This is a genomic window from Cobetia sp. MMG027 (assembly GCF_027947415.1).
Classification (GTDB): Bacteria; Pseudomonadota; Gammaproteobacteria; order Pseudomonadales; family Halomonadaceae; genus Cobetia; species Cobetia marina.
Window position 1 is genome coordinate 251,343 of sequence record NZ_JAQJIO010000004.1, and the last position, 23,269, is coordinate 274,611.

Below are 23,269 nucleotides of genomic sequence, written 5' to 3' on the forward strand. Positions count from 1 at the left end.
AATTGACCAGAGGCGCTAAGTCTCCCTTCGCGATGCAGGCAACGATAAGCTGAATGGTGTCCGTGTCACTCAGATGAGATCCTCGCCAATGGCCATCCCCCCACACAACGCGTCTGTCAGCCCACCCGCCATTGCGGCAGGTGGGCGTCCCGGGTTCATGACAGCAGCCCCTCATCCTCGCGAACAGGAGCGAATCGATAGCCTCCACGCGCTTCACGTACTGGATAGTGAGCATGAAAAGCGTTATGACGACCTGACGCGCCTGGTCGCGGATATCTTCGATGTCCCCATCTGTCTCGTGTCACTGGTGGACGAGAATCGCCAATGGTTCAAGGCCCACTGCGGTATCGATGCACGTGAAACGGGGCGTGACCTGGCCTTCTGCGCCCACGCTCTCCATGAAGAGCGCTACCTCGTCGTCAACGACGCGAGCAAGGATGAACGCTTCCATGACAATCCCCTGGTCACCGGCCCGCCATATCTCCGATTCTATGCCGGCGCCTTGCTGCGAGACAGTTCAGGATTGCCATTAGGCACCTTGTGCCTCATCGATCACACACCACGTGAGCTGAGTGCGCCTCAACTCGAAAGGCTGGGACGCTGTGCCATGCTGGTCGAAAACGAGCTGATCCAGCGCGACAGCCTCCTGACGGAACGAACGCGTGCCACGCTTCAGGCCAGCATTGACCCTATTACCGGCTACAGCACACGACGACGTTATCTTCAGACATTTGCCCATTGGATGGAAAACCGAGGGAGCGAAAGCTACCAGGCCATCATGCTCAAGGTATTGGAGGCAGAACACTGGCGTCACCATCAGGGCGAGGTCTTCCTCCAGGAGGTGATGCAGTCACTGTCCAGCCAGATCAACGAAACCTTCGATGATGAAGACGTCATCAAGGGTCGTCTGTGCAGCGATACCCTGATCATCCTGCTGCCTCAGCGGCAGTCTGTCAGCGGGATGCGTTGGCAGCGTTTCATCACTCAGCCCTGGCTGATGCATCTTTCCAGTGCTCTGAGGCCCAAACTCCTGGTCGCAACGGCCACCTTCACGCCCGAGGGGGCCACGGCCCATGAGCTTGTCGAACTTCTCGAGGAGGAACTTGCCAGTGCGGCGCATTGGGCACCGTGTCAGCAGAATCTTCAGGTCGCCGATCTCAGCAGCAATGTCACGCTTGCCATCGCATTGGGCGATCGCTTCGCCCGGGCCTTGCGAGACAATGAGCTCAGCCTGCATGCGCAGCCGATCCTGGATGTCCGGACGAGAAAGGTGTGCGGCATGGAGATGCTGCTGCGTTGGCAGGTTCAAGGGCGCTGGGTCACCGCGAACCAGATGTTGCGCATGGCTGAGCGCGCAGGCCTTGGCGAAGAACTGGATACCTGGGTGTTGCGCCAGACGTGCGCCATGGTCAGTCGTTGGCAGTCGCAGCGCTCCACGGAGTCTCTCGGAGTGCCGGTATCACTGAATCTCTCGGCGAAGCGCCTGATTGACAGTGAATACGCCGAGACATTGAGACGCATCCTGCGACTTTACCGCCTCAAGGGGGAGCATCTGCGCCTGGATCTCACGGGCTGCGAACGCTTCGCGGAGACACCAGAGGCACTGATTGCGGCAATGACCTCGTTGACCCGTGACGGAGTCTCCTTCTGCATTGATCGGTTTGGCCGGGAAAATGCCAATCTGCGTCTGTTGAGCCGGATGCCGGCGGTAGCCGTCAAGCTGCACCCACGCTTCATGGTACCTCAGCAGCATGAGCCGGATCAGACACGTTTGATCAAGGCATGGATCTGTGCGATGAAAACGCTGGGGCTGGTGCCTATCGCGGTAGGTAGCAAGCGAGTTCAGCAGCTATCGGAGCTTGAGTCTCTCGGGTTCGATCAGGTTCAAAGCGATGCCTTCGGGCAACCTGCGCTCCCGGAAGATAGCTATGCCCAGTGGCTTGCCGAGACACATTCACCCTTGAACAAGCGCCTCTAGCGGCCGCTCTCACAGGGACAGCGCTGAAAGGCGAGGGTGATGGTGGCAAGCTCGATGCCCAATTTGCGCATCGAGGTGCGATTCAACACGCGTCCGTCTGGTTGCAGATACATCCAGTCATCCATGTTGAACTCCCAGACACTGCCATCGATGGGAACCTGCAGGACATATTGCATGCGAAAGGCATGGCCATTGCTGGCTGCCGTGGCTTCTCCGGTCACGTCAGCTGCCGTGCCGCGCCACTGACGGTCAGCCGTCGGGGTGAAGATCCATTGTCGATGCTGCGTCTCGCCATCGCTGTAGCGAAAGTTCTCGTCGAGGGTCAATCGTCCATCCTGCCTGGTGCCCTGTAGGTCCACCACGAAGCGCCGGGTCACTTCACCGGAACGATCCTGAACCATTCCCCAGCCTCGTGTGTGCCCGAGGAAGTACTCGTCGATTCTGAACTCGGGACCGGAACCGGCATAGGTATCGATTGAAGGGCTGCTGCAAGCCATCAACAGACTTGCCGAGGAGGCCAGCAGGGTGATCAGACCGAGGGAGCGCAAGCGGGAGCGAATCATCGACATTCTCGACAAGGAAACTTGTACTGATATTATGCAGTAATTCTACAAATAGCAATTTGGATGTGGTCTGGCGCTTGCAGTGGATCGTCAGCGCAGGCGTGATGTCGACATCCCATAGGCTCGTATAATATATATTATGTTAAATCGAGTATTCGAGAAGCCCAGACTCACGTCTCACTGGACCCGCCCTGACGATCATGCTGCCTGTCATGTGTTCGCTGTGCATGACTGATACCCGCCATGCTGAACCACAACTCGAGTGCCTGATGTCCTGAAAAGTTCAGCAGCATGTCTGCCTGTCGTCAGCTGACGTCAGTGATTGGTCTTCTCCTGCCCTTGTGTCACGACCAGCCCGTTGAGAACAGACTTCGCCACTGAGGTCTCCAGTGCTCCCGCCGATCATTCGATGACTTGTGACACCCACCACAAGGTGCACTCACGATGCGAGAAATGTGCAAGTCCATGAAATAAGTGCCAAAGTATGGTAGCCGGAGACGTCAACTCGGCTGGGACAGGCACGTCCCCAACGAGCGACGTTCTTGCCTGTCGAGCGATGGAATCGACGGCAAGAGGCGTCATGAGCGCTTCGCATCACGCTGGATTGAATGATTGTCCGTGAATGGCAACGCATTGACGGAAGCCGTTCCCGGGCGCATCAGCCGTGGGTGGCGAATCATGGACAGCGACTATCCGGCCTACGTATCATCGCCCTTTGCCACACCTTCAGCGATCGCTGCGAAGACGACGACTGAAGGTGGCCGGGCTCCCTCCCATCATCCACTCGTGCTAGTACGGTGCGAGATGGATGAACAAGAATCATGCAAGGCGAACTCGTGAAGACGAGATCGTCAGCAAGGCTGAACAGGAACCCTCTTTATCATGCTGATCCGCAAGCTGCTGCTGCCCGTGTCATTGTCCAGCGTCATCGTCATGGCAGGTTGTGTTCCGGCGCAACCTCAGCCCCCCAAGCCGGTCTTGACCCCGGAGGCCTTCTCGCAACGCATCGATGCCCTGGAGAGCCAGATCGCCGGGCAATGCGACGTCCAGCAACAACAGCTTGTCGAGCAGCGCGAACTGAACCGCTCATTGCGCCGCGACATGCGGGAAGTCGGCAGCCAACTACGCCGCATGCATGCCGAAATGGAACAGCCGGCAGCTCCGCAGGTGGTTCAGGCCTGCAAGACCGCCTCTGAAAACCCGATCATGGACAAGACGCTGCTCGGACGTGTCGAGTGGGTCGGCTTTCCGGACATCGGCAGCTATTTCAAGGCGCGCATCGATACCGGCGCGAACACGTCCTCATTGTCGGCGCGTGACATCACCGAGTTCGAACGTGATGGCGACAAGTGGGTCAAGTTCAAGCTGGCGCTTCGCGAGGATGCCAAATACTTCGTTCCCGAGGTGCGCGACAAGTGGGTAGAAGCCAAGGTAAGCCGTACCGTGACCATCGTGCAGGCGTCAGGGCGGGAAGACCGTCCTGTGGTCAGCATGTTGATGACGCTTGGCGACATCAAGCAGCGTGTCGAATTCACCCTGAATGACCGTCGTGATCTGACGTACCCGGTGCTGTTGGGCCGTCGTTTCATGATGGATATCGCAGCCGTCGATGTCAGCCGCACCTTCATCAATCCGCGTCCGGAATTCCCGGGCAGCGCTCCCAGCACCGCCGCTGCCAAGGATCAGGACCCGAATGAAGGAAATCGCGACTGACCCTCGCCCTCACCTGACGTTCACGGATCTCGAACATCTCCACTGACAGGGTCTGGCCGGGTGCCAGACCCTGTGACTGCATAATACTCAAGGACTCCCATGTCGCGTTTCTCCTTTTACCTGCTGGTCGGCCTGCTGATGCTGATTGGCGTGGGCCTGACCGCCTACCGCCATATTTCCTTCGATGTGCCCTGGGTGCCGGGTGCACAACAGAAAGTCTGGGATATCGAGGCCCAGGTCGCCTTCACGGCAACGGGCGGTCCGGTCAAGGCGTCGCTGGCGCTTCCGGAAAATCAGAAAGGCTATAGCGTCCTGACCGAGAACACGGCCTCCTCCGGCTTCGGGTTGTCGTACCTGGATGATTTGCCGGGCCGTCGTGCTGAATGGTCGATCCGTGAGGCCGCTGGCTCCCAGCTGCTGTATTACACCGTGACCATGCTGGAGTCCGACAACGCGACGCCTGCTGCCATCAAGCGCCTGCCGGCGCCTCAGGAAGTGTCCTGGGAACGTCCCTATGATACGGCTGCCGCTCAGGTGATCGAGCAGGCGCGCACCCGCAGCGCCGACTCCTTCACCTTCGCCCGTGAACTGATCAAGCAGTTCGACAATCAGCGTCAGGGTGAGAACGCGCGTCTGCTGCTGACCCAGTTCCAGCGTCCGGTGCTGATGCTGCGTCTGCTCAATGAAGCGGGCGTGAGCGCACGCCTGGTCAGTGGCTTGAGCCTGGAAGACGGACGCCGTCGCCAGAACGTGAGCTCCTGGCTGCAGGTCTTCGCCGAGACACCTGACAGCAATCAGGCTGTCGAGATCGACTCCCCCGAGGGTGAGAAGCTCAACACTGACTGGGTGCTGATCAACCCCGAGACCGGCAAGCAAGGTGAGCCTGACAACCTGCTGCTGTGGGAAGGCCGCGGTGCCCCGATGCTGGAAGTGGAAGGTGGCGTCAATTCCCGCGTCAGCTTCTCGATGATTCGCCACAACGAACCGGCCGCCGTCGCGGTTCGCAACAAGCTGGCCAATGACGAGCTGCTCAACTTCTCGATCCACTCGCTGCCGCTGGAAGAGCAGGCCCTGTTCAAGACCATTCTGCTGATCCCGATCGGCGCACTGGTCGTCGTGCTGCTGCGAGTGCTCGTGGGCCTGAAGACTTCCGGTACCTTCATGCCGGTGTTGATCGCCCTCGCCTTCATCCAGACCAGCCTGATCACCGGCTTGATCGGTTTCCTGCTCATCGTCGCCACCGGGCTCGTGATTCGCAGCTACCTTTCGCGGCTCAACCTGTTGCTTGTCGCCAGGGTCTCGGTGGTGATCATCACGGTGATCGCGATCATCTCGATCTTCTCGGTACTCGCCTATCGCTTCGGCCTCAATGCCGGCCTGACCATCACCTTCTTCCCGATGATCATCCTGTCCTGGACCGTCGAGCGCATGTCGATCCTCTGGGAAGAGGAAGGCCCCAAGGAAGTCCTCAAGCAAGGTGGCGGTAGCCTTCTGACCGCCGTGCTGGCCTATCTGGCGATGAACAATCCGTGGGTGCGCCACCTGACCTTCAACTTCCTGGGTCTGCAGCTGGTGCTGATGGCCTTCATCCTGCTGCTGGGCAATTACACCGGCTATCGTCTGCTGGAATTGCGTCGCTTCAAGCCGCTGACGGAGGATTGAGATGCTCGCGTCATGGATGAATCGCTGGTCGCGCAACTGGACCACACCGGGCGCCCTGCGCGCCCGGGGGGTTGTCGGCATGAATCGCCGCAACATCGGCTATATCTCGAAGTACAACGACCGTCGCCTCTACCCGCTGGTGGATGACAAGCTGCAGACCAAGCTGCTGTGTCAGAAGTACGGTCTGGCCTCGCCGGAGATGATCGGCAAGGTCGCCAGCCAGTTCGAGGTCGAGCGGGTCGTCGACATGGTGCGCGATCACGCAGGTTTCGTGATCAAGCCGGCCAAGGGCTCTGGCGGCAAGGGGATCCTCGTCATCGAGCACCATGATGGCGAAGAGTATGTGAAGCCCAGCGGCGCGCGCATCACGCGTGCCGACATGGAGCGCCACGTCTCCAACATCCTGTCAGGACTTTATTCGCTGGGCGGCTCACCGGATGTGGCGCTGGTCGAAGGCTTGATTTCCTTCGATCAGGCCTTCGCCGAGTTCACCTATGAAGGCGTTCCCGACATTCGGGTCATCGTCTTCAAGGGCTATCCCGTGATGGCGATGATGCGCCTGTCGACGGCGGCCTCGGATGGCAAGGCCAACCTCCACCAGGGCGCGGTCGGTGTCGGGCTGGATATCGGGTCAGGCTGGGCCGTGCGCGGCGTGCAGTATGATCGCCCGCAGTTCGCCCACCCCGATACGGGACATGACATCTTCTCGCTCAAGGTACCCCAGTGGGACACCCTGCTCGAACTGGCCTCGGGGTGTTACGAGATGACGGGACTGGGCTATCTGGGCACGGACATGGTGCTTGACCGGCGCCATGGCCCGATGCTGCTCGAGCTCAATGCCCGACCGGGCCTCGCCATCCAGATGGCCAATGGCGAAGGACTGCGCAAGCGTCTCGAGCTGATCGAACGTCAACCTGATGGCGTGCCTGTCGCGGAACGGGTAGCCTTCGCCCGCAAGCACTTCGCGCGCAGCAAGGAAGACGTGGCCAACGTCGGAATGGCCCCCATTCCTGAATGATGGCGTGACCGCAGAGAACAACGCCCCGTGACACGCGAGTGTCACGGGGCGTTTGCGTTCGCGGGACGAGACCCTCAACCGGGGTCCATGCTCAGCATCAGGCGGCTACCGGTCGGCACGACTGGCGAGCGATGGATCAGGCCATGCCCCTCATTGCCGGGCCAGCATTCTCCCTTGAGCAAGGCCAGGCTTCCCGGGCGCAGCTCCCGGATCTGTTCCGGGTCCCGACAGATGTCCCGGTGTCCGACAACGCCATGCCCCAGAGCCAGGCGATCGGCGGCCTGCTCCGGCAACCATTGCGTTCCGGGGCCCTCATAGGTCGTCACCAACCGGACCGGAATGCGATCCACATGAAAGCGTGGGCACATGGCGCTCTGGGTCATTTCCAGCCGCATGCCGATATCCTGCACGTCGAACAGCTCGCCGATGGCCTCTCCCAGCACATAGATATCCTCTATCAGCGCAGCCCCGGCATCCGGTGCGGGTAGGTAGCGCTCCAGCGCCTCACGCAGGTCATTGATAGGCCCGCGCCAGCGCATGCGCAGCGGGTAGGCACCCGAGGACTGAGCCTTGACCGCCATTTTCAATGCCGCATCGATGCGGCGCTGCATCACGGCCAGCGTCACCTCCGGGCGAAAGATCTCCCCGAGATCCAGCGCCTGCTCGCCGATGTGCCAGTGTGGTGTTGCCGAATCTTTCGAACCGCTCGCCGTGACAGCTGACTGGGCCAACCTGCCGCCCTTCGCAGGCCGGGAAGCCGATGGTGTGTCATGAGAAGTGATCGGAGTGATCGAGTGCATGGTAAGCGCCTCGGTGGGTAGGCAAGAGGGAAATCACGCTCGCTATTGTTATGTTATAACATGTCTTTGCTGTGCAGTGACAACACTCTACCTTGCCGCTATCTGACAAGCCTGAGTCTGCATATGGCCCGAGACCGCCCAAATACCCTAGAATAAGAGTCTGTTCATTGAGGTAACACGCTGATCTGATTCACTCTCAACGTGTCACTGGCCTCTCGTCATCCCGGATTCTCGATCCTCAGAATTCCCGACACCCAGGATTCTTCATGCCCGAGCAACTTTCGCTGATCGACCAGGCTGAACGCCAATGCCTGAAACGTGGCGTGCGTTTCACCCCGATCCGGCGACGTGTGCTGGAATTGATCGCCAACAGTCATGGCGCACTCAAGGCATACGACCTCTTGGATCAGCTTGCCAAGGAACACGGTGCCGCTCGCCCGCCCACGATCTATCGCGCGCTGGATTTCCTGATCGAACAAGGCCTCGTCCATCGCATCGAATCGCTCAATGCCTTCCTTGCCTGCCACTGTCCCGAGCATCAGCACGGCTTCCAGCTGCTGATCTGCCGTGGTTGCGGGAGAGTCGAGGAGATGCACGACGATGATCTTGGCACTCGCCTTCTCGCCAGTGCAGATCGCCATGGTTTCACGATCGAACGCCAGACTGTCGAACTTGAGGGGCGTTGCCAGAAATGCGCCTCTCAGGTCGCTGACATGGTAGAAACCGCTCAGTGAATGGCGCTTGCGAGCGCTTTTGATACGATATAACATTTGCTTCCCACGGAGGACGTCACATGCTGGACATCCGCATTTCGCAGGCACAGGTCGTCAATGAAGGCACCATTTCCACTCTGGATGTGGGCATCAAGGACGGGCGTATCCATGCCATCGGCAGTGATCTCTCACATCTGGACGCGCGTGAAGTGATCGATGCTGCCGGCCGCCATCTGCTGCCGGGCATGATTGATGATCAGGTGCATTTCCGTGAGCCCGGCCTGACCGCCAAGGGCAATATCGCCACCGAGTCGGCCGCCGCCGTCGCCGGGGGCATCACGACCTTCTTCGACATGCCCAACGTCAAGCCGGCCACCCTGGACAGCGATGCGCTGGAAGCCAAGTTCGCCGTCGCGGCGGGTCGTGCGCATGCCAACCACGCCTTCTATCTGGGTGCCAGCAACGACAACCTGGAAGCGATCAAGACGCTGGATCCGAATCAGACCTGCGGCATCAAGATCTTCATGGGTGCCTCGACCGGCAACATGCTGGTCGATGATCCGGAGATTCTCGAAGGTATCTTCAAGCATGCTCCGACGCCCATCGTCACGCATTGCGAAGACACTCCGATGATTCTGGAGAACGAGGCGCGCTGGCGTGAGCGTTTCGGGGAAGACGTGCCCTTCTCCGAGCACGGTCTGATCCGCTCTCGCGAGGCCTGCATCAAGAGCTCACGCCTGGCGATCGACCTGGCCACTCGCAACGGCACCCAGCTGCACGTCCTGCACCTGACCACCGCTGAAGAGATGGCGCTGTTCAAGCCGGGCCCGATGGCTGGCAAGCAGATCACCGCCGAGGTCTGCGCGCATCACCTGTGGTTCAGCGATGCCGATTACGACACGCGTGGCAGCCTGATCAAGTGCAACCCGGCCGTGAAGACCGCCGAAGACCGTGCCGCCCTGCGTGCCGCCGTGATGGATGGTCGCATCGACATCATAGCCACTGACCACGCGCCGCATACCTGGGAAGAGAAGCAGAACCCCTACTTCAAGGCGCCTTCCGGTCTGCCGCTGGTGCAGCATGCCCTGCTGTCACTGCTGGATCAGGTTCAGGACGGCATCTACGACCTGGAAACCCTGGTGCAGAAGACCAGCCACAACGTCGCGGATCGCTTCTCCATCGTCGATCGCGGCTATATCCGTGAAGGGGCGTTCGCGGATCTCGTGCTGGTCGACCTGAATGGCGAGACCAGCGTCACCCGTGACAACGTACTCTACAAGTGTGGCTGGAGCCCCTTCGATGGCGTGACCTTCAAGGCACGCATCGATGCGACCTTCGTCAATGGCGTGAAAGCCTATGACGGCAAGACCGTCAACCCGGTGGCCAACGGCCAGCGTCTCTCGTTCAACCGCGGCTGATGGCGGTCCTGGCGTGTCGATCTTCGGCACGCCTTGCCCGCATCATGCCGTGATCACTATCAGAAGGAAGTGGTGTCATGAGTATGCATGCGGGCTCTCCCCTGGCCTCTCGCCAAGTGTTCTGCGAAAAGCTGCTGTCCCGGATCCAGCGCACGCTGGGTTCGCGGGCTGCGCGTAGCCTGCCGTTGAGCGTGCTGGGTGCGCTTGCCGTTCTGGCGGCCCCCAACGCGCAAGCCGAAGACAGTGCGCCACTGCATGTCGCCGTCAGCGTGCCGCCTATCGAGTGGATGGTCGATCAGCTGGCCGGGGATCATGTCGAGATCACGACGCTGGTCAAACCGGGCAACAGCCCGCACACCTATGATCCGACCCCTCGCCAGGTGGCCGAGTTGTCGACGGTTCCCCTCTATCTCGCCATCGGCGTACCCTTCGAGCAGGTCTGGTTGCCGCGTCTCGAGAAGAACAATACCGAGATGCAGGTCGTGCATCTGGAAGAGGGTCTCAACACGCGCCATTTCGGCAGTGAAGACGCTCATCATCATGATGACGGCTCAGGCCATGACGAGCACGCGGGCCATGATGAGCATGAAGACCACGCAGACCATGCAGAGCATGACGAGCACGGCCATGAAGACCACGCAGATCATGACGAGCACGGCCATGAAGACCACGCGGATCATGACGAGCACGGCCATGAAGACCACGCGGATCATGACGAGCACGCGGGCCATGATGAGCATGAAGACCTCGGCGAAGCCGACCCTCATCTCTGGCTGGATCCGCAGCGAATGCAGACCGTCGTCGAGCGCACTGCCAAGGTATTGGAAGCCCAGCTGCCTGAACATGCCGGTGAAATCGATGCCAATGAGCAGCGGCTGCTCAAGACCCTGAATACGCTGGACACGCAGATCGCGCAGGCGCTGGCACCTTACAAGGGTCGCAACTTCCTGATCTTCCACCCCAGCTTCGGCTACTTCGCGGATCGCTACTCACTCGCGCAGCATGCCATTGAAGTCAGTGGTCGTGAGCCTACACCACGCGAGATGGCCACTCTGGTCACACGTGCCAAGGATGAGAACATCGGCACCATCTTCGTCTCGGGACAATTCTCCCAGACGGCCGCCAAGCGCATCGCCAGTTCGCTGGATGCCGAAGTCGCCGTGCTGGACCCGTTGGCCGAGGACTATCTCGAGAATCTCAAGCGTGCCACCGAAGCACTGAAAGCAGGCTTCGAGCGGACCGACAGTTAGTAATTTCTGGCCAGGTATTGCGCAGGCGGCATGATCTTGCACAATGCTCTGCCCCATAAAAAAGTCAGACGGGCGCTCACGCGCCCGTCTGCGTTGCAAAGAGGTACCTCTCGTCATGGCCAGCCCCATCTCCGTCGCGCGCCGGCGCCCGGACAGCCATCCGGATGCACCAGCCACCGGGCGCAGTGTCGGTCCGGTATTTCGCCCGGTACCGGCGGATGCGCCGGATGCCATCGATATTCGCGGCGTGACCTTCCGCTATGGTGAGCAGGTCATTCTCGACGATGTCGATTTCCAGGTCGGCGCCCGCGAGATCGTGGGGCTGATCGGCCCCAATGGAGGCGGCAAGAGCACCTTGCTCAAGCTGGTGCTTGGCCTTCACAAGCCGGCAGCTGGGTGTGTCCGCGTGCTGGGGCGCACTCCCCAATCTGCCGCACGCCATATCGGCTATGTGCCACAGTTCGCCAATTTCGTGAAGCGCTTTCCGATCCGCGTGGAAGACGTCGTGCTGATGGGGCGCCAGGGACGCAAGCGTCAATGGGGCCCCTGGCCACGCGCGGATCGTGAGGCGATCGGTGCGGTACTGGAGGAAGTCGGTATCAGCCATCTGCGCCGCCGGCATATCGATGCCCTCTCCGGCGGTCAGCTGCAGCGTGTCCTGATAGCCCGGGCACTGGCGGCCGAGCCGCAATTGCTGCTGCTGGATGAGCCCACCGCGAGTGTCGACAGCGATGGTGAGCGTTCATTGTTCGAGCTGTTCAATCGGCTGGCCAATCGCATGAGTGTCGTGGTGATCAGTCATGATCTCGGCTTCATCAGTGATTATGTCGATCGGGTGGCCTGTCTCAACCGCAAGATGATCGTCCATGACACCGAGACCCTGACCGCCGAATCGATCGAGCGGCTCTACGGTGAACACGTCCAGATGATTCATCACCATCATTGATACGGCGGCCCGTGACAGGCTGCCTGGCGGGTTCATTTCTTTCACGGCGCCTGCCCCGCGCTCTAGGCTTACAACACATGAATTTCATCACCGCCCTGGGCAGCCAGGACTTTCTTCAGAACGCCCTCTTCGCCGGCCTGTTGGCAAGCCTCGCGGCGGGCCTGGTCGGCCCCTATGTCGTGGTACGCCGCATCGGCTATCTGGCAGGCGGCATCGCCCACACGGTGCTTGCCGGCATGGGGATCGCCTACTTCATGGGGGCCAGCCCGCTCGTCGGTGCGTTCATCAGTGCCATCCTCGCGGCATTGCTGATCGGCTATATCAGCCTCAAGGGGTTTGATCAGGAAGACACCGTCATCGGTGCGCTGTGGGCCATCGGCATGGCCACCGGCATCCTCTTCATCAGTCAGACACCGGGCTACAAGGTCGATCTGATGAGCTATCTGTTCGGCAATCTGCTGCTGGTGCCCGCGGACGCCATCGGCACCCTGGCCTGGATGGTGGGCGGGCTGGCATTGGTGCTGCTGGTCGTGCACCGTCCACTGACGGCCGTGATCTTCGATGAAGAGTTCGCTCGCCTGCGAGGAGTGCCGGTCAAGACGCTCTATCTGCTGTTGCTGGTGCTGGTCGCCATTACCGTGGTGCTGTTGCTGCAGGCCGTCGGGCTGATCATGGTGCTGGCATTGCTGTCACTGCCAGCCGCGCTGGCCGGCCATCATGCGCGCTCACTGGGCATGATGATCGTGATCGCGAGTCTGGCGGCCATGGCCTTCACCACCGGTGGTCTGGCGCTTTCCTGGCAGTTCGATCTGCCTGCCGGTGCCACCATCGTACTGGTGGCGGGGATCGCCTATCTGGTCTCGCTGATCTGGCGTAGCGCCCGTGGCGGTCTGCGCCGCTGAGTCGCGGCTTGTTACACTGAGACTTCTTGAGATCTGGCCTCCGGACCGAAACGCTGCAACCTGCGCAGTGAACGTCGCGACGGGGCCAGTCTTCGATACAGCTTCTGCAAGGATATGGATTCAATGGCACAGGATGGACTGCTCAAGTCGCTGGAAAATGCACAGGTCGGCGAAAAGGTCGCGCTGGACACCCTGATGGCTGCCCTGCCGTGGAATGGCGACGGGTTGATTCCTGCCATCGCCCAGCAGCATGACAGCGGCGAGATACTGATGATGGCGTGGATGAATGCCGAGGCGTTGCGCGAGACGCTGACCACGGGACGCGTGTGCTACTTCTCGCGCTCGCGCAGCAAGCTGTGGCGCAAGGGCGAAAGCTCCGGTCAGCAGCAGCATCTGGTCAGCACCCACCTTGACTGCGACGGTGACACCCTGCTGGTCAAGGTCGATCAGACCGGCCCTGCCTGCCATACCGGACGCAAGAGCTGCTTCTACTGGCGCCTTGACGCCGAAGGCGCAGAGATCACCGATGCACCGATCATTGATCCCGACACGCTGTATGGCAACGCCTGAGTCAGGTCAACGAGACCCCGATTCCCGCCCTGCTCGCGGCTCGCTGTCGCGCGCTGTGACGGCTGGCATGACGCGCCTGCTCACCGGCCTGCTGCGCGGCTATCAGCTGGTGCTCAGCCCGCTGCTGGGGCCGCGTTGTCGCTTCTATCCCAGCTGCTCCAGTTATGGCCTCGAGGCCATCAAGGTGCATGGGCCGCTCAAGGGGTGCTGGCTGACAGCCAGACGCCTGTCACGCTGCCATCCCCTCGGTGGCCCCGGAGGAGTGGACCCCGTGCCGCCACGCAAGGAGTCATCGTCAGACTGCTGCGCGGGCAATGACCGCGACTCAGGCCCCACGCCCTGATGGTGTCGCACGCTCCTGCGAGCTGATTTACGCATGTGAAGTGAAGTCGTGATATACTTCACATGTGAAAGGCGTCATGTGCGATGCCATCGTCAGTCAGCAGGAGAGCACCATGCCCACCGCAACCGCCATCGATCGTGTGTCTCCGACCAGCCCCAGCGCGGGTCGCGTTGCCCTCAAGTCTTTCTTCAACATCATGGAGAAATGGCAATGCAGCGCTGCCGATCAACGCGTGCTGCTCGGCGGCATCGGCACCACCACCTATCACAAGTACCGCAAGCTGCCGGAAGTCCGCCTGCCCAATGACACCCTGGAGCGTATCTCCTACGTGATGGGGATTCACAAGGCGTTGCGCATCCTGTTCAGCAACACGCCTGAAATGGCCCATGAATGGGTGCGCCGCCCCAATCGTGCCGCTCCCTTCAATGGACAGAGCGCGCTTGACTACATGCTGGCCGGGCAGGTGGTGTCACTGGCCGACACCCGTCGTTATCTCGACGGAGTGCGTGGATGAGCATGAGCGCCCTGCCCCAACCTGCCCTGACACTGCCGGACTGGCAGAACGCCTGGCGCGTCATCTCCAGCGCCTTCCCGCCCATCTCGGTGTTCGAGGATATTCTCGAGCCTGATGAGCTGGAGATGGCGTTTGCCATCGAGGCGCTGACCAATGATCGTCTGCGCGAGGAGGCCGGCGAGCTGAACCGTGTCGCACCCGAGGATCGCATCAGCGGGCCGGGCTCCACACCGGTGATGGCGGCCTTCACGCACATCGGGCGCGCATCACGTTTCACCGATGGCAGCTTCGGTGTCTACTACTGCGCCAGTAGCCTGGACACCGCCATCAGCGAAACCCGCTTTCACATGGCACGCTTTCTGGCCGATACCGCGCAACCCAGCCAGGAAATGACGATGCGCAGTTACGTCAATCGCGTGACGCAACCCTTGCACGACATTCGCCAGGGATACGCCGAGCTATGCCAGCCGGACACGGCCAGCTACCCGGCCGGCCAGGCTTTCGCGGCAAAGATGAGAGATACCGGCAGCCATGGTCTGCTCTACCCCAGCGTCCGCCATGCCAAGGTTGAGCCCGATGCCGAATGCGCGGCCATCCTGCGTCCACCGGCGGTCAGCATCCCCATCCAGGGCCCCCACCTGCGCTACGTCTGGGATGGTCAGCAACAGGCCATGACGCATGTGCTGGAGGTCAAGGAGCACCGCTAAGCCTGTGACGACACTGCGAACCTCCCGCTGGGTCCAGTCAGCGCGTCATTGCAATGACAATCGCAATGCCAAAGACGCCCGCCAGGCCTCTCGAGACATCTCGATCGGCATGGCGGGCGTCTTGGTTATCGTCAGGCCTCTTTTCTCGCCAGGGGGTCAGGCGTTGGCGTGCAGCTCGGCAACACCGTAGATGCGCTTGAGCATTGCATGCAGACCATTGGAGCGTGTCGGCGACAGGTGCTTGTCGAGGCCAAGCTCAGCGAGGAAGGTCGGCTGAGTGGCGACGATTTCCTGCGGCGTCCGGTCGTTGTAGATGCGCAGCACCACGGCGATCAGGCCTGCCACGATGGCCGCATCCGAGGTGGCCTGGAAGTGCAGACGCTGCTCGCTGCCTTCACCACGTACGTCAGGATGAATCCAGACGTTGGACTGGCAGCCGTCGATCTTGGTCTCAGGCCCCTTCAACTCTTCCGGGTATTCCGGCAGCGCCTTGCCCATGTCGATGATGTACTGATAGCGGTCCATCCAATTGTCGAAGAAGCTGAATTCCTCGACCAGTTCCGCCTGCGCTTGTTGCGCGTCGCTCATGCTGACTCCCGTTGATGTCACTGAAGAGTGTCTGAAAATATGCTGTCGGCCATGATAACGCCTGACTCCGACGGACGCACGGGAGGCGTGAAGCCTGGCGCCATGCCAGCAGTCACGCCTCCTCCTCAGGGGTAGCCGTCGTCGTCGCCAGCGAGTGCCTTGCCATCTGCTGCTGCCACTCGCCGTCTTCGGCATGCAGGTAGCGAGAGGTGGTATCCAGCCGTGAGTGTCTGGCGGAGCGAGACAGGAAACGTAGCTCTACCCCGGCCTGTGCCTGGTGGGTAATGGCGGTGTGACGCAGCCAGTGCGGGCTTGCCTGGTCGAGCGTGCGTGCCATCAGCTCGCTGGCGTCGCCGGGGCGCTCCGTTCGCTGGCGCATGTCGTGGGCGGCCTGGGTAAACGTCTGCTTGATCAACCGGTAGAGCTGATTGTCGCCCAGAGGGGTCGTGCCATCCAACCGCGCGAGCAGGGGCAGTGACTCATCAGCGGGCAGTGCCTGCGGCAAGTCACTCAGTCCACGCAGGCGTCGCCAGCGCACCAGGGCCTCGAGCATCGGGGGCGGCAGCGGGATCTCGGCCAGCTTGGCGCCCTTGCCTATCACTCGCCACCACCACTGGCCTTCCCGCTTGATGATATCCCCCATTCTCGCGGCGGCCATCTCGGCGATACGCGGTGCCATCAGGTAGGCAAACGCGAACAGAAACCGCTGGCGCTCCGCGATGAATCGCTCCCGCGACACCTCGTGCTCGAGGGAGGCACTGCCGGCTGTCGGTACGTGACAACGCACCTCATCACAGCGCGCCTCGATACGCCCCCACAACCAATCCCATAGCGGACGCTCCAGATAGCGCTCGATGCGCAGCGTGCGATTGTCCATGCGCCGCTTGTCGCGCATCAGCCGGAAAGGATTGCGCGCCAGATAGCCGGCCTCGATCAACCAGGCATAAAGCCCCTGCAGGATCACCAGACTCTGGCGGCGGCTGGCCGGAGCCAGCGGCCCGCGAAAGGGTCGCCACTCGGGGTGCCTGCGGGCACGCACACTGCCAATCCAGACCTCCGCTGGCTGAGGATTGGCCAGAAAGGCCTCGAAGTGCTCGAGCCGCTCACGATCCAGACTTGCCAGGGCGGCGTCTCTCCCCTGCTCACCTTCCGCCCTGAGCCACAGAAGCAGACGCTCTGCTTCCTTGCGATAGGCGCGCAGGGTCTGCGGGCTGTGGCGATATTCATTGAGCCACGCCGCCACGGCTTCAATGTCCGTCTGCGCCTTGATGAGTGCAGCGTCGCCACTCTGCGTGACGGCTGCAGTGCTGGTGGTATTGGCCAGCTCGCCCTCAAGGCGCCCGATCAACGCGGTCATGCCACCGTGTGCGCCCTTCTCCACTGTCTCGACTCCTGTCGCGTTGCCTGGGGGGCTGATTGTGACGTTACGCCCATTATAATTCAAGATAAGGCGCGTAATCATGAATTATGACCACCAAGGGTAACGTAAATTACGTATTACGTAATATGTAATTATCTTTATCCCAAGCAGACGAGCCGCTACAATGACGCTAAGCGGCCAGAAGCCTGCCTAAAGGGGAGCCCGCGAGAGCACAGGGAAGATTTCTTGTGCATATCACGCAGAATCCTGACCAATGGAGTGGTAGTGAACGTCACTTCGTGGCGTAATGGCCGCTGAGCATCAACTTCAGAATACGGACGGAGATTCCCATGGCGCGCATTGGCGTCCAGTACGAGGATGTACAACGAGCGATAGAATCCTTGATGGCACGTGGTGAAGCGCCCAGCGTGCAGAAGATTCGGGAAGTGCTGGGGACCGGCAGCTTCACCACCATCAGCGATCATCTGCGCGAATGGCGCCAACGTCGCGCCGAGAAACGTGATGAGCCTCTGACCCAGGCGATGCCGGATAGTCTGACGGAGACACTGGCCACGGTATGGAGTGAAGCCCAGTCTCTGGCCAACGAGAGCCTGGCGCACTATCGGCAGGAAGCTGACCGCCAGGCCGAGGCAGCCCGTGAGGCCGAGGCACAGTCACAGCGGCGCGCAGAAGATGCGGAGCAGCGGCTCAGTGCACTCACGGAGCAACTGGCGGGAGTACAGGCGCGTCTCGAGGAGCGCGTGCAGACACTGGCGACCTTGACCAGTGAGCGCGAACAATGGCAGCAATTGCAGGAGAAGCTCGAGAAGCGCCTGACGCTTGCCCAGGAAGATGTCACCGCACTCGAGCGGACACGCGAGCATGACCATGAGCGCCATCAGCAGCTGGTGCAGCAACAGGAAAGCGAATTCAAGGAGCGCCTGGCGCAGGAAGAGTCTCGTCACGAGGCCAGTGAGACGCGCCTGATGAAGCTGCTCGATGATGCGCGCCTGGAGAAGCAGGAGCTGGACAAGCAGCATCGCCGCCGCCACGAGCAGCTCGAGAAGCGCGTGGAACGCCTGGATGCCCAGACGGCGGAGCAGCGGAAGTTGCTTCAGGAAGAGGAACGTCGTCGCTTCGAGGAAACCACGCTACGACAGCAGCGCGATGTGGAGCTCAAGGATCTGCGCTCTCAGCTGGAGCAGTCCATGGCGGAACAATCTCGTCTGGAAGCACAGCTGAGCCAGATCACGCATGAAAACAAGTTGCTCAAGGAGCGCCTGGCCTTCGCGCCGCTTCCTCCCTTTGTGTGTTGATGTTCCTGCAACGTCTGCTGAGGTTGCTGCAACACTCACACCAATGAAAGACGCCACCCTCAGGGGTGGCGTTTCGCTTGGAGGATGGCGCGTTCCCGCACCTCAGGATTCACGTCACATCATGCTCACCGCTGTCGAGAAATCTACAGCAGTTCTTCCGCCACCAGTGCCAGACGCGAACGCTCGACACACTTGAGCGTGACGTGACCGGCATGCGGCCAATTGGCGAAGCGTTGCACTGCCACCGCGAGGCCACAGGTATTGGCCGTCAGATAGGGCGTATCGATCTGCCCGACATTGCCCAGCAGCACGACCTTGGTGTTGGCACCAGCCCGGGTCAACAGCCCTTTCAATTGTTTCGGTGTCAGGTTCTGGGCCTCATCGATGATCAGGAAGGTATCGCTGAGGGTTCGCCCACGCATGAAGGACGGCGAGCGTATCTGGACACGGTTGCCAATCCAGGCACGGGTGGCCTCCTCGTTCCACGCGCTGGTGCCCTCGCCTTCCTTGCGCAGCAGATTGTCCATGTTGTCGTGGAAGGCGCCCATCCACGGCGACATCTTCTCTTCCTCGGTCCCGGGGAGAAAGCCGATCTCTTCCCCCATGGCGATCGGCGCGCGCGTGAAGATGATACGTTCGAAGCGTTTCTTCTCCAGAGTCTGCTCAAATGCCGCCGCCAGGGTCATGTAGGTCTTGCCTGTCCCGGCACTCCCGGCAATCGAGACCATGTCGACGCTCTCATCCATCAACAGATTGAGCGCGAAATTCTGGCGACTGTCATGGGCATTGACGCCCCAGGCGCTACGCTCGTTGCGGAAATCCTGCAATACCTCAAGGCAGGCGTGATCATTGTCCAGCTCGCGCACGATGGCCTCGAAGCTGGCACCACGATCACAATCCGCGATCAACATTCCCGGATACCAGTCCTTGGGCATCTGGCCGGCGAGGGTGTAGAAGGTGCGATGATTCTCGCGACTGACGGTGACATCCACCTGCAGGTCATCCCATACGCCCTGACCGTCAGGCCCAGCCTCGTGATAGAGCTTCACGCCCTCGATCATGGCATCGCTGTCACTGAAGGCGCGATCCGTCAGATAGTCCTCGACGGCCATGCCCAGTGCCGCTGCCTTGATGCGCAGATTGATGTCCTTGGTCACCAGGATGACGGATGCATCCTGACTGCGCGCCGCGAGACTGCGTGTCTCGGCAAGAATGCGGTTGTCGGCGCTTGCCTCGCTCTGATCGATGCTGCCGGAGAGAAAATGAAGATTGCCGGCGCCATTCAACGAGCCCGGCAGTGGAATACCGCGCAGAATCTCCTGTGGTGTGATGTCGGCGGTGAGATCAGACAGAGTGCGACTGATCTGGCGAGCAGTGTGGGCAATTTCCTTGTGGCCATTCTTGTGCTTGTCCAGCTCCTCCAGCACCGTCATCGGAATGACGACATCGTGCTCGTCAAACTGGAAGATGGCGGAGGGGTCGTGTATCAGCACGTTGGTATCGAGGACGTACAGACGACGGGACTGCTTCTCGACTCTTACCATTGGCGACATGCCTTCCGTTGGGGTGTGCCCTTTGAAGCTATCACGCCGAATATGTCGAGGATGTTTCAATTTGGCGCTCGATTTCACGCACAGGGTGCTGACAGGTCACGCAACGCAGGCGCATAATCTGTCCCCGGCTCTGCTGGCCGCACTCTCATCTGCTGTTCGTCACGGCCATGTTGTCGGCCTTCCTGCCGAGCATCTCGTGCAGCCATGAGTACGCAGCCACTGGACTCTCTGCACTTTTCATTTGCCAGATTTCATTTGCCAGACATCCCCTGCCGCCAGATCGTCAGACAACCGCGCCGCCAGGAGCGCTGCGGAAGGACAGATGAAAAAAACCGCCCCTGACGATGTCAGGGGCGGTTTTTCATTGGCGGGTGCACAATGTCACGGGTCTCGATCGTCCAGACCTCGAAGCATCAGGCAGTGACGCTTTCGTGACGGCGACGGCGCACCTGCAACCAGCCGATCAACCACAACAGCACGATGGCTGGCAGCATCGCGATTTCCTTCGGTGGACGTTCAGCGGTCTGCTGGATGCCATCGATGGTGAAATCGAAATCGATACCGGCCTGCTGTGCCACGCTACCGTATTCCACCATGCTGACCAGCACCTGCTTGTCGCTGATATCCAGCGTCAGACCGACATCGCTCAGGCGCGCTTCGCCACTGTCGGCATCCGACACCGGCAGCAGCACGGTCTTGGAGACCTCATCGCCATCCAGATTGATGCCTGACACATGAATCGGCAGCTTGCTGTCGACCGGTGCCTCCTCCATCAGGGTCTCGATCTGCTGCGGAGCCGCCATGATGACTGGCGGATAGACCATGTCCCACCAATAGCCCGGACGGAACAACGTGAAGGTGATCAGCAGAAGACCGATGGTCTCGTACCAGCGGGTACGCGTCAGCCAATAACCTTGCGTGGCCGCCGCGAAGACCAGCATCGCCGCGACCGCCGAGGCGATGGTGATCGCCAGATGCCAGTAGCTATCGATGTTCATCAGCAACAGGTTGGTGTTGAAGATGAACATGAAGGGCAGGATCGCGGTGCGGATGTCATAGGTGAAGCCCTGGATACCGGTCTTGATCGGGTCTGACTTGGCTATGGCCGCCGCCGCGAAGGCGGCCAGACCCACCGGTGGCGTGTCATCTGCCAGTATCCCGAAGTAGAACACGAACAGGTGCACGGCGATCAGCGGCACGATCAGGCCGTTCTCGGCGCCCAGATTGACGATGACCGGCGCCATCAGCGTGGAGACCACGATGTAGTTGGCTGTGGTGGGAAGCCCCATGCCCAGAATCAGACTGATCACGGCAGTGAAGATCAGGATCAGCATCAGGTTGCCTGCCGAGATGAACTCGACGAATGCCGTCATCTTGAGCCCGAGCCCGGTCAGGGTCACGGTACCGACCACGATACCGGCCGCCGCCGTGGCGACACCGATCCCGATCATGTTCTTGGCGCCGATGACCAGACCATGGAACAGGTCCTCACCGCCACGCTGGGTTGCCCCCCCCAGATTGCCTTCCTTGCGGAAGATCGCGACCAATGGGCGTTGGGTCACGGTGATGAAGATCATGAACAGCACCGCCCAGAAGGCGGAAAGCCCCGGCGACATGCGCTCGACGGTCAGACACCACACCAGCACCACGACCGGCAGCAGGAAATAGAGACCGACCTTGACCGTCGGGCCCACCGGCGGCAATTCATCGATGTCCCCTTCCTCCAGCGGAGGGAAGCAGGCGGAATAGGCGATCAGGCCGACATAGGACGCCAGCAGCAGCGGCAGCACGATATAGACCGCACCATCACCCGCCAGACCCTTGATCCAGCCGATACCGTAATAGACCACCAGCGTGAGCACGCCCATGCCGATGAAGACGGTCAGGAAGGTCAGCATCGAAGCCATCAGGCTGGTCTTGTGCGTCCGCTTGAGGCCTTCCATGCCGGCCTTGCACGCTTCCAGGTGCACGATGTAGATCAGCGCGATATAGGAGATCAGTGCAGGCAACAAGGCATGCTTGATGACATCCAGATAGGGGATGCCGACATATTCCACCATCAGGAAGGCGGCAGCGCCCATGATCGGGGGTGTCAGCTGGCCGTTGGTGGAGGCTGCCACCTCGACGGCGCCTGCCTTGGTGCCAGGGAAGCCGACCTTCTTCATCAACGGGATGGTGAAGGTCCCGGTGGTCACGACGTTGGCGATGGAAGAGCCGGAAATGATCCCCGACAGGCCAGACGCCACCACGGCAGCCTTGGCCGGTCCGCCACGCATGTGACCGAGCATCGAGAAGGCCATGCGGATGAAGTAGTTGCCGGCACCGGCGCGTTCAAGCAAGGCGCCGAACAGCACGAACAGGAAGACGAAGTCGGTGGAGACACCCAGCGCGACACCGAAGACCCCTTCCGTGGTCAGCCACTGATGCCCCAGAAGCTTGTTGAGACTGGCCCCGGCATGCGCGATGACATCGGGCATGTAGGCGCCAAACAGACTGTAGAGCAGGAAGACGGTGGCGACGACCGCAAGCGGCGGCCCGAGCGCGCGACGGGTCGCTTCCAGCAGCAACAGGAGGCCGATGCCCGAGAACACGAGGTCCGTCGTGGTATAGGCACCCGCTCGTCGCGCCAGTTCGTCACTGAAGATGAGCACGTAGGCCACGCCTGCCACGGCGAATATCGCCAACGCCCAGTCATACAGAGGAATACGATTGGCGGGCGCGCCCTTGTAAGCGGGATAAGCCACGAACGCCAGCGAGATGGCGAAGCAGAGATGGACGGCTCGCGCGGTGTCGGAGTTCAGCAGCGACAAGGGCGAGGCGTGATAGAGCTGGAAAAGAGACCAGGCAAGCGGGATCAACCACATGAAATGGCGCCCCACGAAGCCTTCCGGATGACGCCCGCCGACCTCCGATTCGAGCATCTTCTGCACTTCTGCATCATGATCCGTCTCGGCGCCAGGCGCAGAGGACGGCGGTGAAGATTGAGTTTTGGTCATTTTTTATGATCCGATCAACGCGAGTCAGGCGATGGCTGGCAGGCATCATCAGGAAACGGCATCTACGTCTACCCGCCATGTTCCCGACCCAGGATGACGCTGCACAGCCACATGCTTATCAAGCAGGTTACATCTTCAGTATGTCCGGCCTGACGGATGTTTCCATTAATTGGCTGAATCAGGACGATATTTCCTGACTCAGCGCCGAGCGACGCTCGGGGTACCACCTTCCCCACCTGCTCACCGCTGAGATCGACGGGGATGAGTCATGCGCCTTGCTGCATCACCAGACCCGCCGGCGGCAGCCATCCATTGGCCATGCAGGAGCTGCGACTCATGAGGACGACGAGTCACGAAGG

The 23,269-nt window shown here is 60.8% G+C and carries 20 protein-coding genes; 14 read left to right on the top strand and 6 right to left on the bottom strand.

Features of this window, described 5'->3' with window-relative positions:
- The first annotated feature begins 157 nt into the window (after positions 1–157).
- Positions 158–1,978 (top strand): EAL domain-containing protein, encoded by a 1,821-nt coding sequence (locus PJK54_RS06930; protein WP_271302563.1) that lies wholly within the window; start codon positions 158–160, stop codon positions 1,976–1,978.
- Here the strand turns inward: PJK54_RS06930 and PJK54_RS06935 are convergent.
- A complete protein-coding gene (locus tag PJK54_RS06935; RefSeq protein WP_271302564.1) occupies positions 1,975–2,541 on the bottom strand; it encodes a DUF3833 domain-containing protein in 567 nt (188 codons plus the stop codon). The two genes, PJK54_RS06930 and PJK54_RS06935, sit on opposite strands and share 4 nt — an antisense overlap.
- Before the next feature lie 882 nt (positions 2,542–3,423).
- On the opposite strand from PJK54_RS06935, the gene PJK54_RS06940 reads away from it, so the two are divergent.
- The 3 genes from PJK54_RS06940 to PJK54_RS06950 all read left to right on the top strand — a co-directional run bounded on the left by PJK54_RS06940 (position 3,424) and on the right by PJK54_RS06950 (position 6,934).
- A complete protein-coding gene (locus tag PJK54_RS06940) occupies positions 3,424–4,254 on the top strand; it encodes an ATP-dependent zinc protease family protein (RefSeq protein WP_077376386.1) in 831 nt (276 codons plus the stop codon).
- A gap of 99 nt (positions 4,255–4,353) precedes the next feature.
- The gene (locus PJK54_RS06945) at positions 4,354–5,916 is read left to right on the top strand and encodes an inactive transglutaminase family protein (protein ID WP_077376389.1); all 1,563 of its coding nucleotides are present in this window, start codon (positions 4,354–4,356) and stop codon (positions 5,914–5,916) included.
- Position 5,917: 1 nt separating this feature from the next.
- Positions 5,918–6,934 carry an alpha-L-glutamate ligase-like protein gene (locus tag PJK54_RS06950; RefSeq protein ID WP_240499519.1) on the top strand — a complete coding sequence of 339 codons (1,017 nt, stop codon included), beginning with the start codon at positions 5,918–5,920 and terminating at the stop codon, positions 6,932–6,934.
- Positions 6,935–7,008: 74 nt separating this feature from the next.
- Here PJK54_RS06950 and PJK54_RS06955 read toward each other — a convergent pair whose 3' ends face one another.
- The gene (locus tag PJK54_RS06955) at positions 7,009–7,665 is read right to left on the bottom strand and encodes a DUF1826 domain-containing protein (RefSeq protein WP_176493914.1); all 657 of its coding nucleotides are present in this window, start codon (positions 7,663–7,665) and stop codon (positions 7,009–7,011) included.
- Positions 7,666–8,000: 335 nt separating this feature from the next.
- Here PJK54_RS06955 and PJK54_RS06960 point away from each other — a divergent pair, with 335 nt between their 5' ends.
- The 9 genes from PJK54_RS06960 to PJK54_RS07000 all read left to right on the top strand — a co-directional run bounded on the left by PJK54_RS06960 (position 8,001) and on the right by PJK54_RS07000 (position 15,097).
- Positions 8,001–8,468, top strand: a complete 468-nt coding sequence (locus tag PJK54_RS06960; protein WP_084208678.1) for a Fur family transcriptional regulator — start codon at positions 8,001–8,003, stop codon at positions 8,466–8,468.
- A gap of 59 nt (positions 8,469–8,527) precedes the next feature.
- Positions 8,528–9,865 carry a dihydroorotase gene (locus PJK54_RS06965; protein ID WP_077376398.1) on the top strand — a complete coding sequence of 446 codons (1,338 nt, stop codon included), beginning with the start codon at positions 8,528–8,530 and terminating at the stop codon, positions 9,863–9,865.
- 77 nt (positions 9,866–9,942) lie between these two features.
- Positions 9,943–11,115, top strand: a complete 1,173-nt coding sequence (locus PJK54_RS06970) for a metal ABC transporter solute-binding protein, Zn/Mn family (RefSeq protein ID WP_271302565.1) — start codon at positions 9,943–9,945, stop codon at positions 11,113–11,115.
- 115 nt (positions 11,116–11,230) lie between these two features.
- A complete protein-coding gene (locus PJK54_RS06975; protein WP_136937812.1) occupies positions 11,231–12,061 on the top strand; it encodes a metal ABC transporter ATP-binding protein in 831 nt (276 codons plus the stop codon).
- 77 nt (positions 12,062–12,138) lie between these two features.
- Entirely contained in the window at positions 12,139–12,963 is an 825-nt protein-coding gene (locus PJK54_RS06980) for a metal ABC transporter permease (RefSeq protein WP_077376406.1), read from the top strand.
- A gap of 123 nt (positions 12,964–13,086) precedes the next feature.
- Entirely contained in the window at positions 13,087–13,533 is a 447-nt protein-coding gene (gene hisI, locus PJK54_RS06985) for a phosphoribosyl-AMP cyclohydrolase (RefSeq protein ID WP_373996124.1), read from the top strand.
- Positions 13,534–13,600: 67 nt separating this feature from the next.
- Positions 13,601–13,876 (top strand): membrane protein insertion efficiency factor YidD, encoded by a 276-nt coding sequence (yidD, locus tag PJK54_RS06990; RefSeq protein WP_205632688.1) that lies wholly within the window; start codon positions 13,601–13,603, stop codon positions 13,874–13,876.
- Positions 13,877–13,988: 112 nt separating this feature from the next.
- On the top strand, positions 13,989–14,390 hold the full coding sequence (locus PJK54_RS06995; protein WP_084209711.1) for an MbcA/ParS/Xre antitoxin family protein: 402 nt from the start codon (positions 13,989–13,991) through the stop codon (positions 14,388–14,390).
- Positions 14,387–15,097, top strand: coding sequence for an RES family NAD+ phosphorylase (locus PJK54_RS07000; protein ID WP_240499520.1), 711 nt, complete (start codon positions 14,387–14,389; stop codon positions 15,095–15,097). Before PJK54_RS06995 ends, PJK54_RS07000 begins: the two co-directional genes overlap by 4 nt.
- A 156-nt stretch (positions 15,098–15,253) precedes the next feature.
- Here PJK54_RS07000 and PJK54_RS07005 read toward each other — a convergent pair whose 3' ends face one another.
- Together PJK54_RS07005 and PJK54_RS07010 are read right to left on the bottom strand one after the other, a co-directional pair.
- A complete protein-coding gene (locus PJK54_RS07005; protein WP_084208681.1) occupies positions 15,254–15,685 on the bottom strand; it encodes a SufE family protein in 432 nt (143 codons plus the stop codon).
- Positions 15,686–15,797: 112 nt separating this feature from the next.
- On the bottom strand, positions 15,798–17,066 hold the full coding sequence (locus PJK54_RS07010) for a tyrosine-type recombinase/integrase (RefSeq protein ID WP_271302566.1): 1,269 nt from the start codon (positions 17,064–17,066) through the stop codon (positions 15,798–15,800).
- 329 nt (positions 17,067–17,395) lie between these two features.
- On the opposite strand from PJK54_RS07010, the gene PJK54_RS07015 reads away from it, so the two are divergent.
- Positions 17,396–18,361, top strand: coding sequence for a DNA-binding protein (locus PJK54_RS07015; protein ID WP_084208682.1), 966 nt, complete (start codon positions 17,396–17,398; stop codon positions 18,359–18,361).
- Between the two features lie 143 nt (positions 18,362–18,504).
- Here the strand turns inward: PJK54_RS07015 and PJK54_RS07020 are convergent, their stop codons facing one another.
- Together PJK54_RS07020 and PJK54_RS07025 are read right to left on the bottom strand one after the other, a co-directional pair.
- Positions 18,505–19,905, bottom strand: a complete 1,401-nt coding sequence (locus PJK54_RS07020; protein ID WP_077376418.1) for a PhoH family protein — start codon at positions 19,903–19,905, stop codon at positions 18,505–18,507.
- A 422-nt stretch (positions 19,906–20,327) separates the two neighbouring features.
- Positions 20,328–22,910: a TRAP transporter permease gene (locus PJK54_RS07025; RefSeq protein ID WP_271302567.1), complete on the bottom strand. Its 2,583-nt coding sequence runs from the start codon at positions 22,908–22,910 to the stop codon at positions 20,328–20,330.
- Between the last annotated feature and the right edge of the window lie 359 nt (positions 22,911–23,269).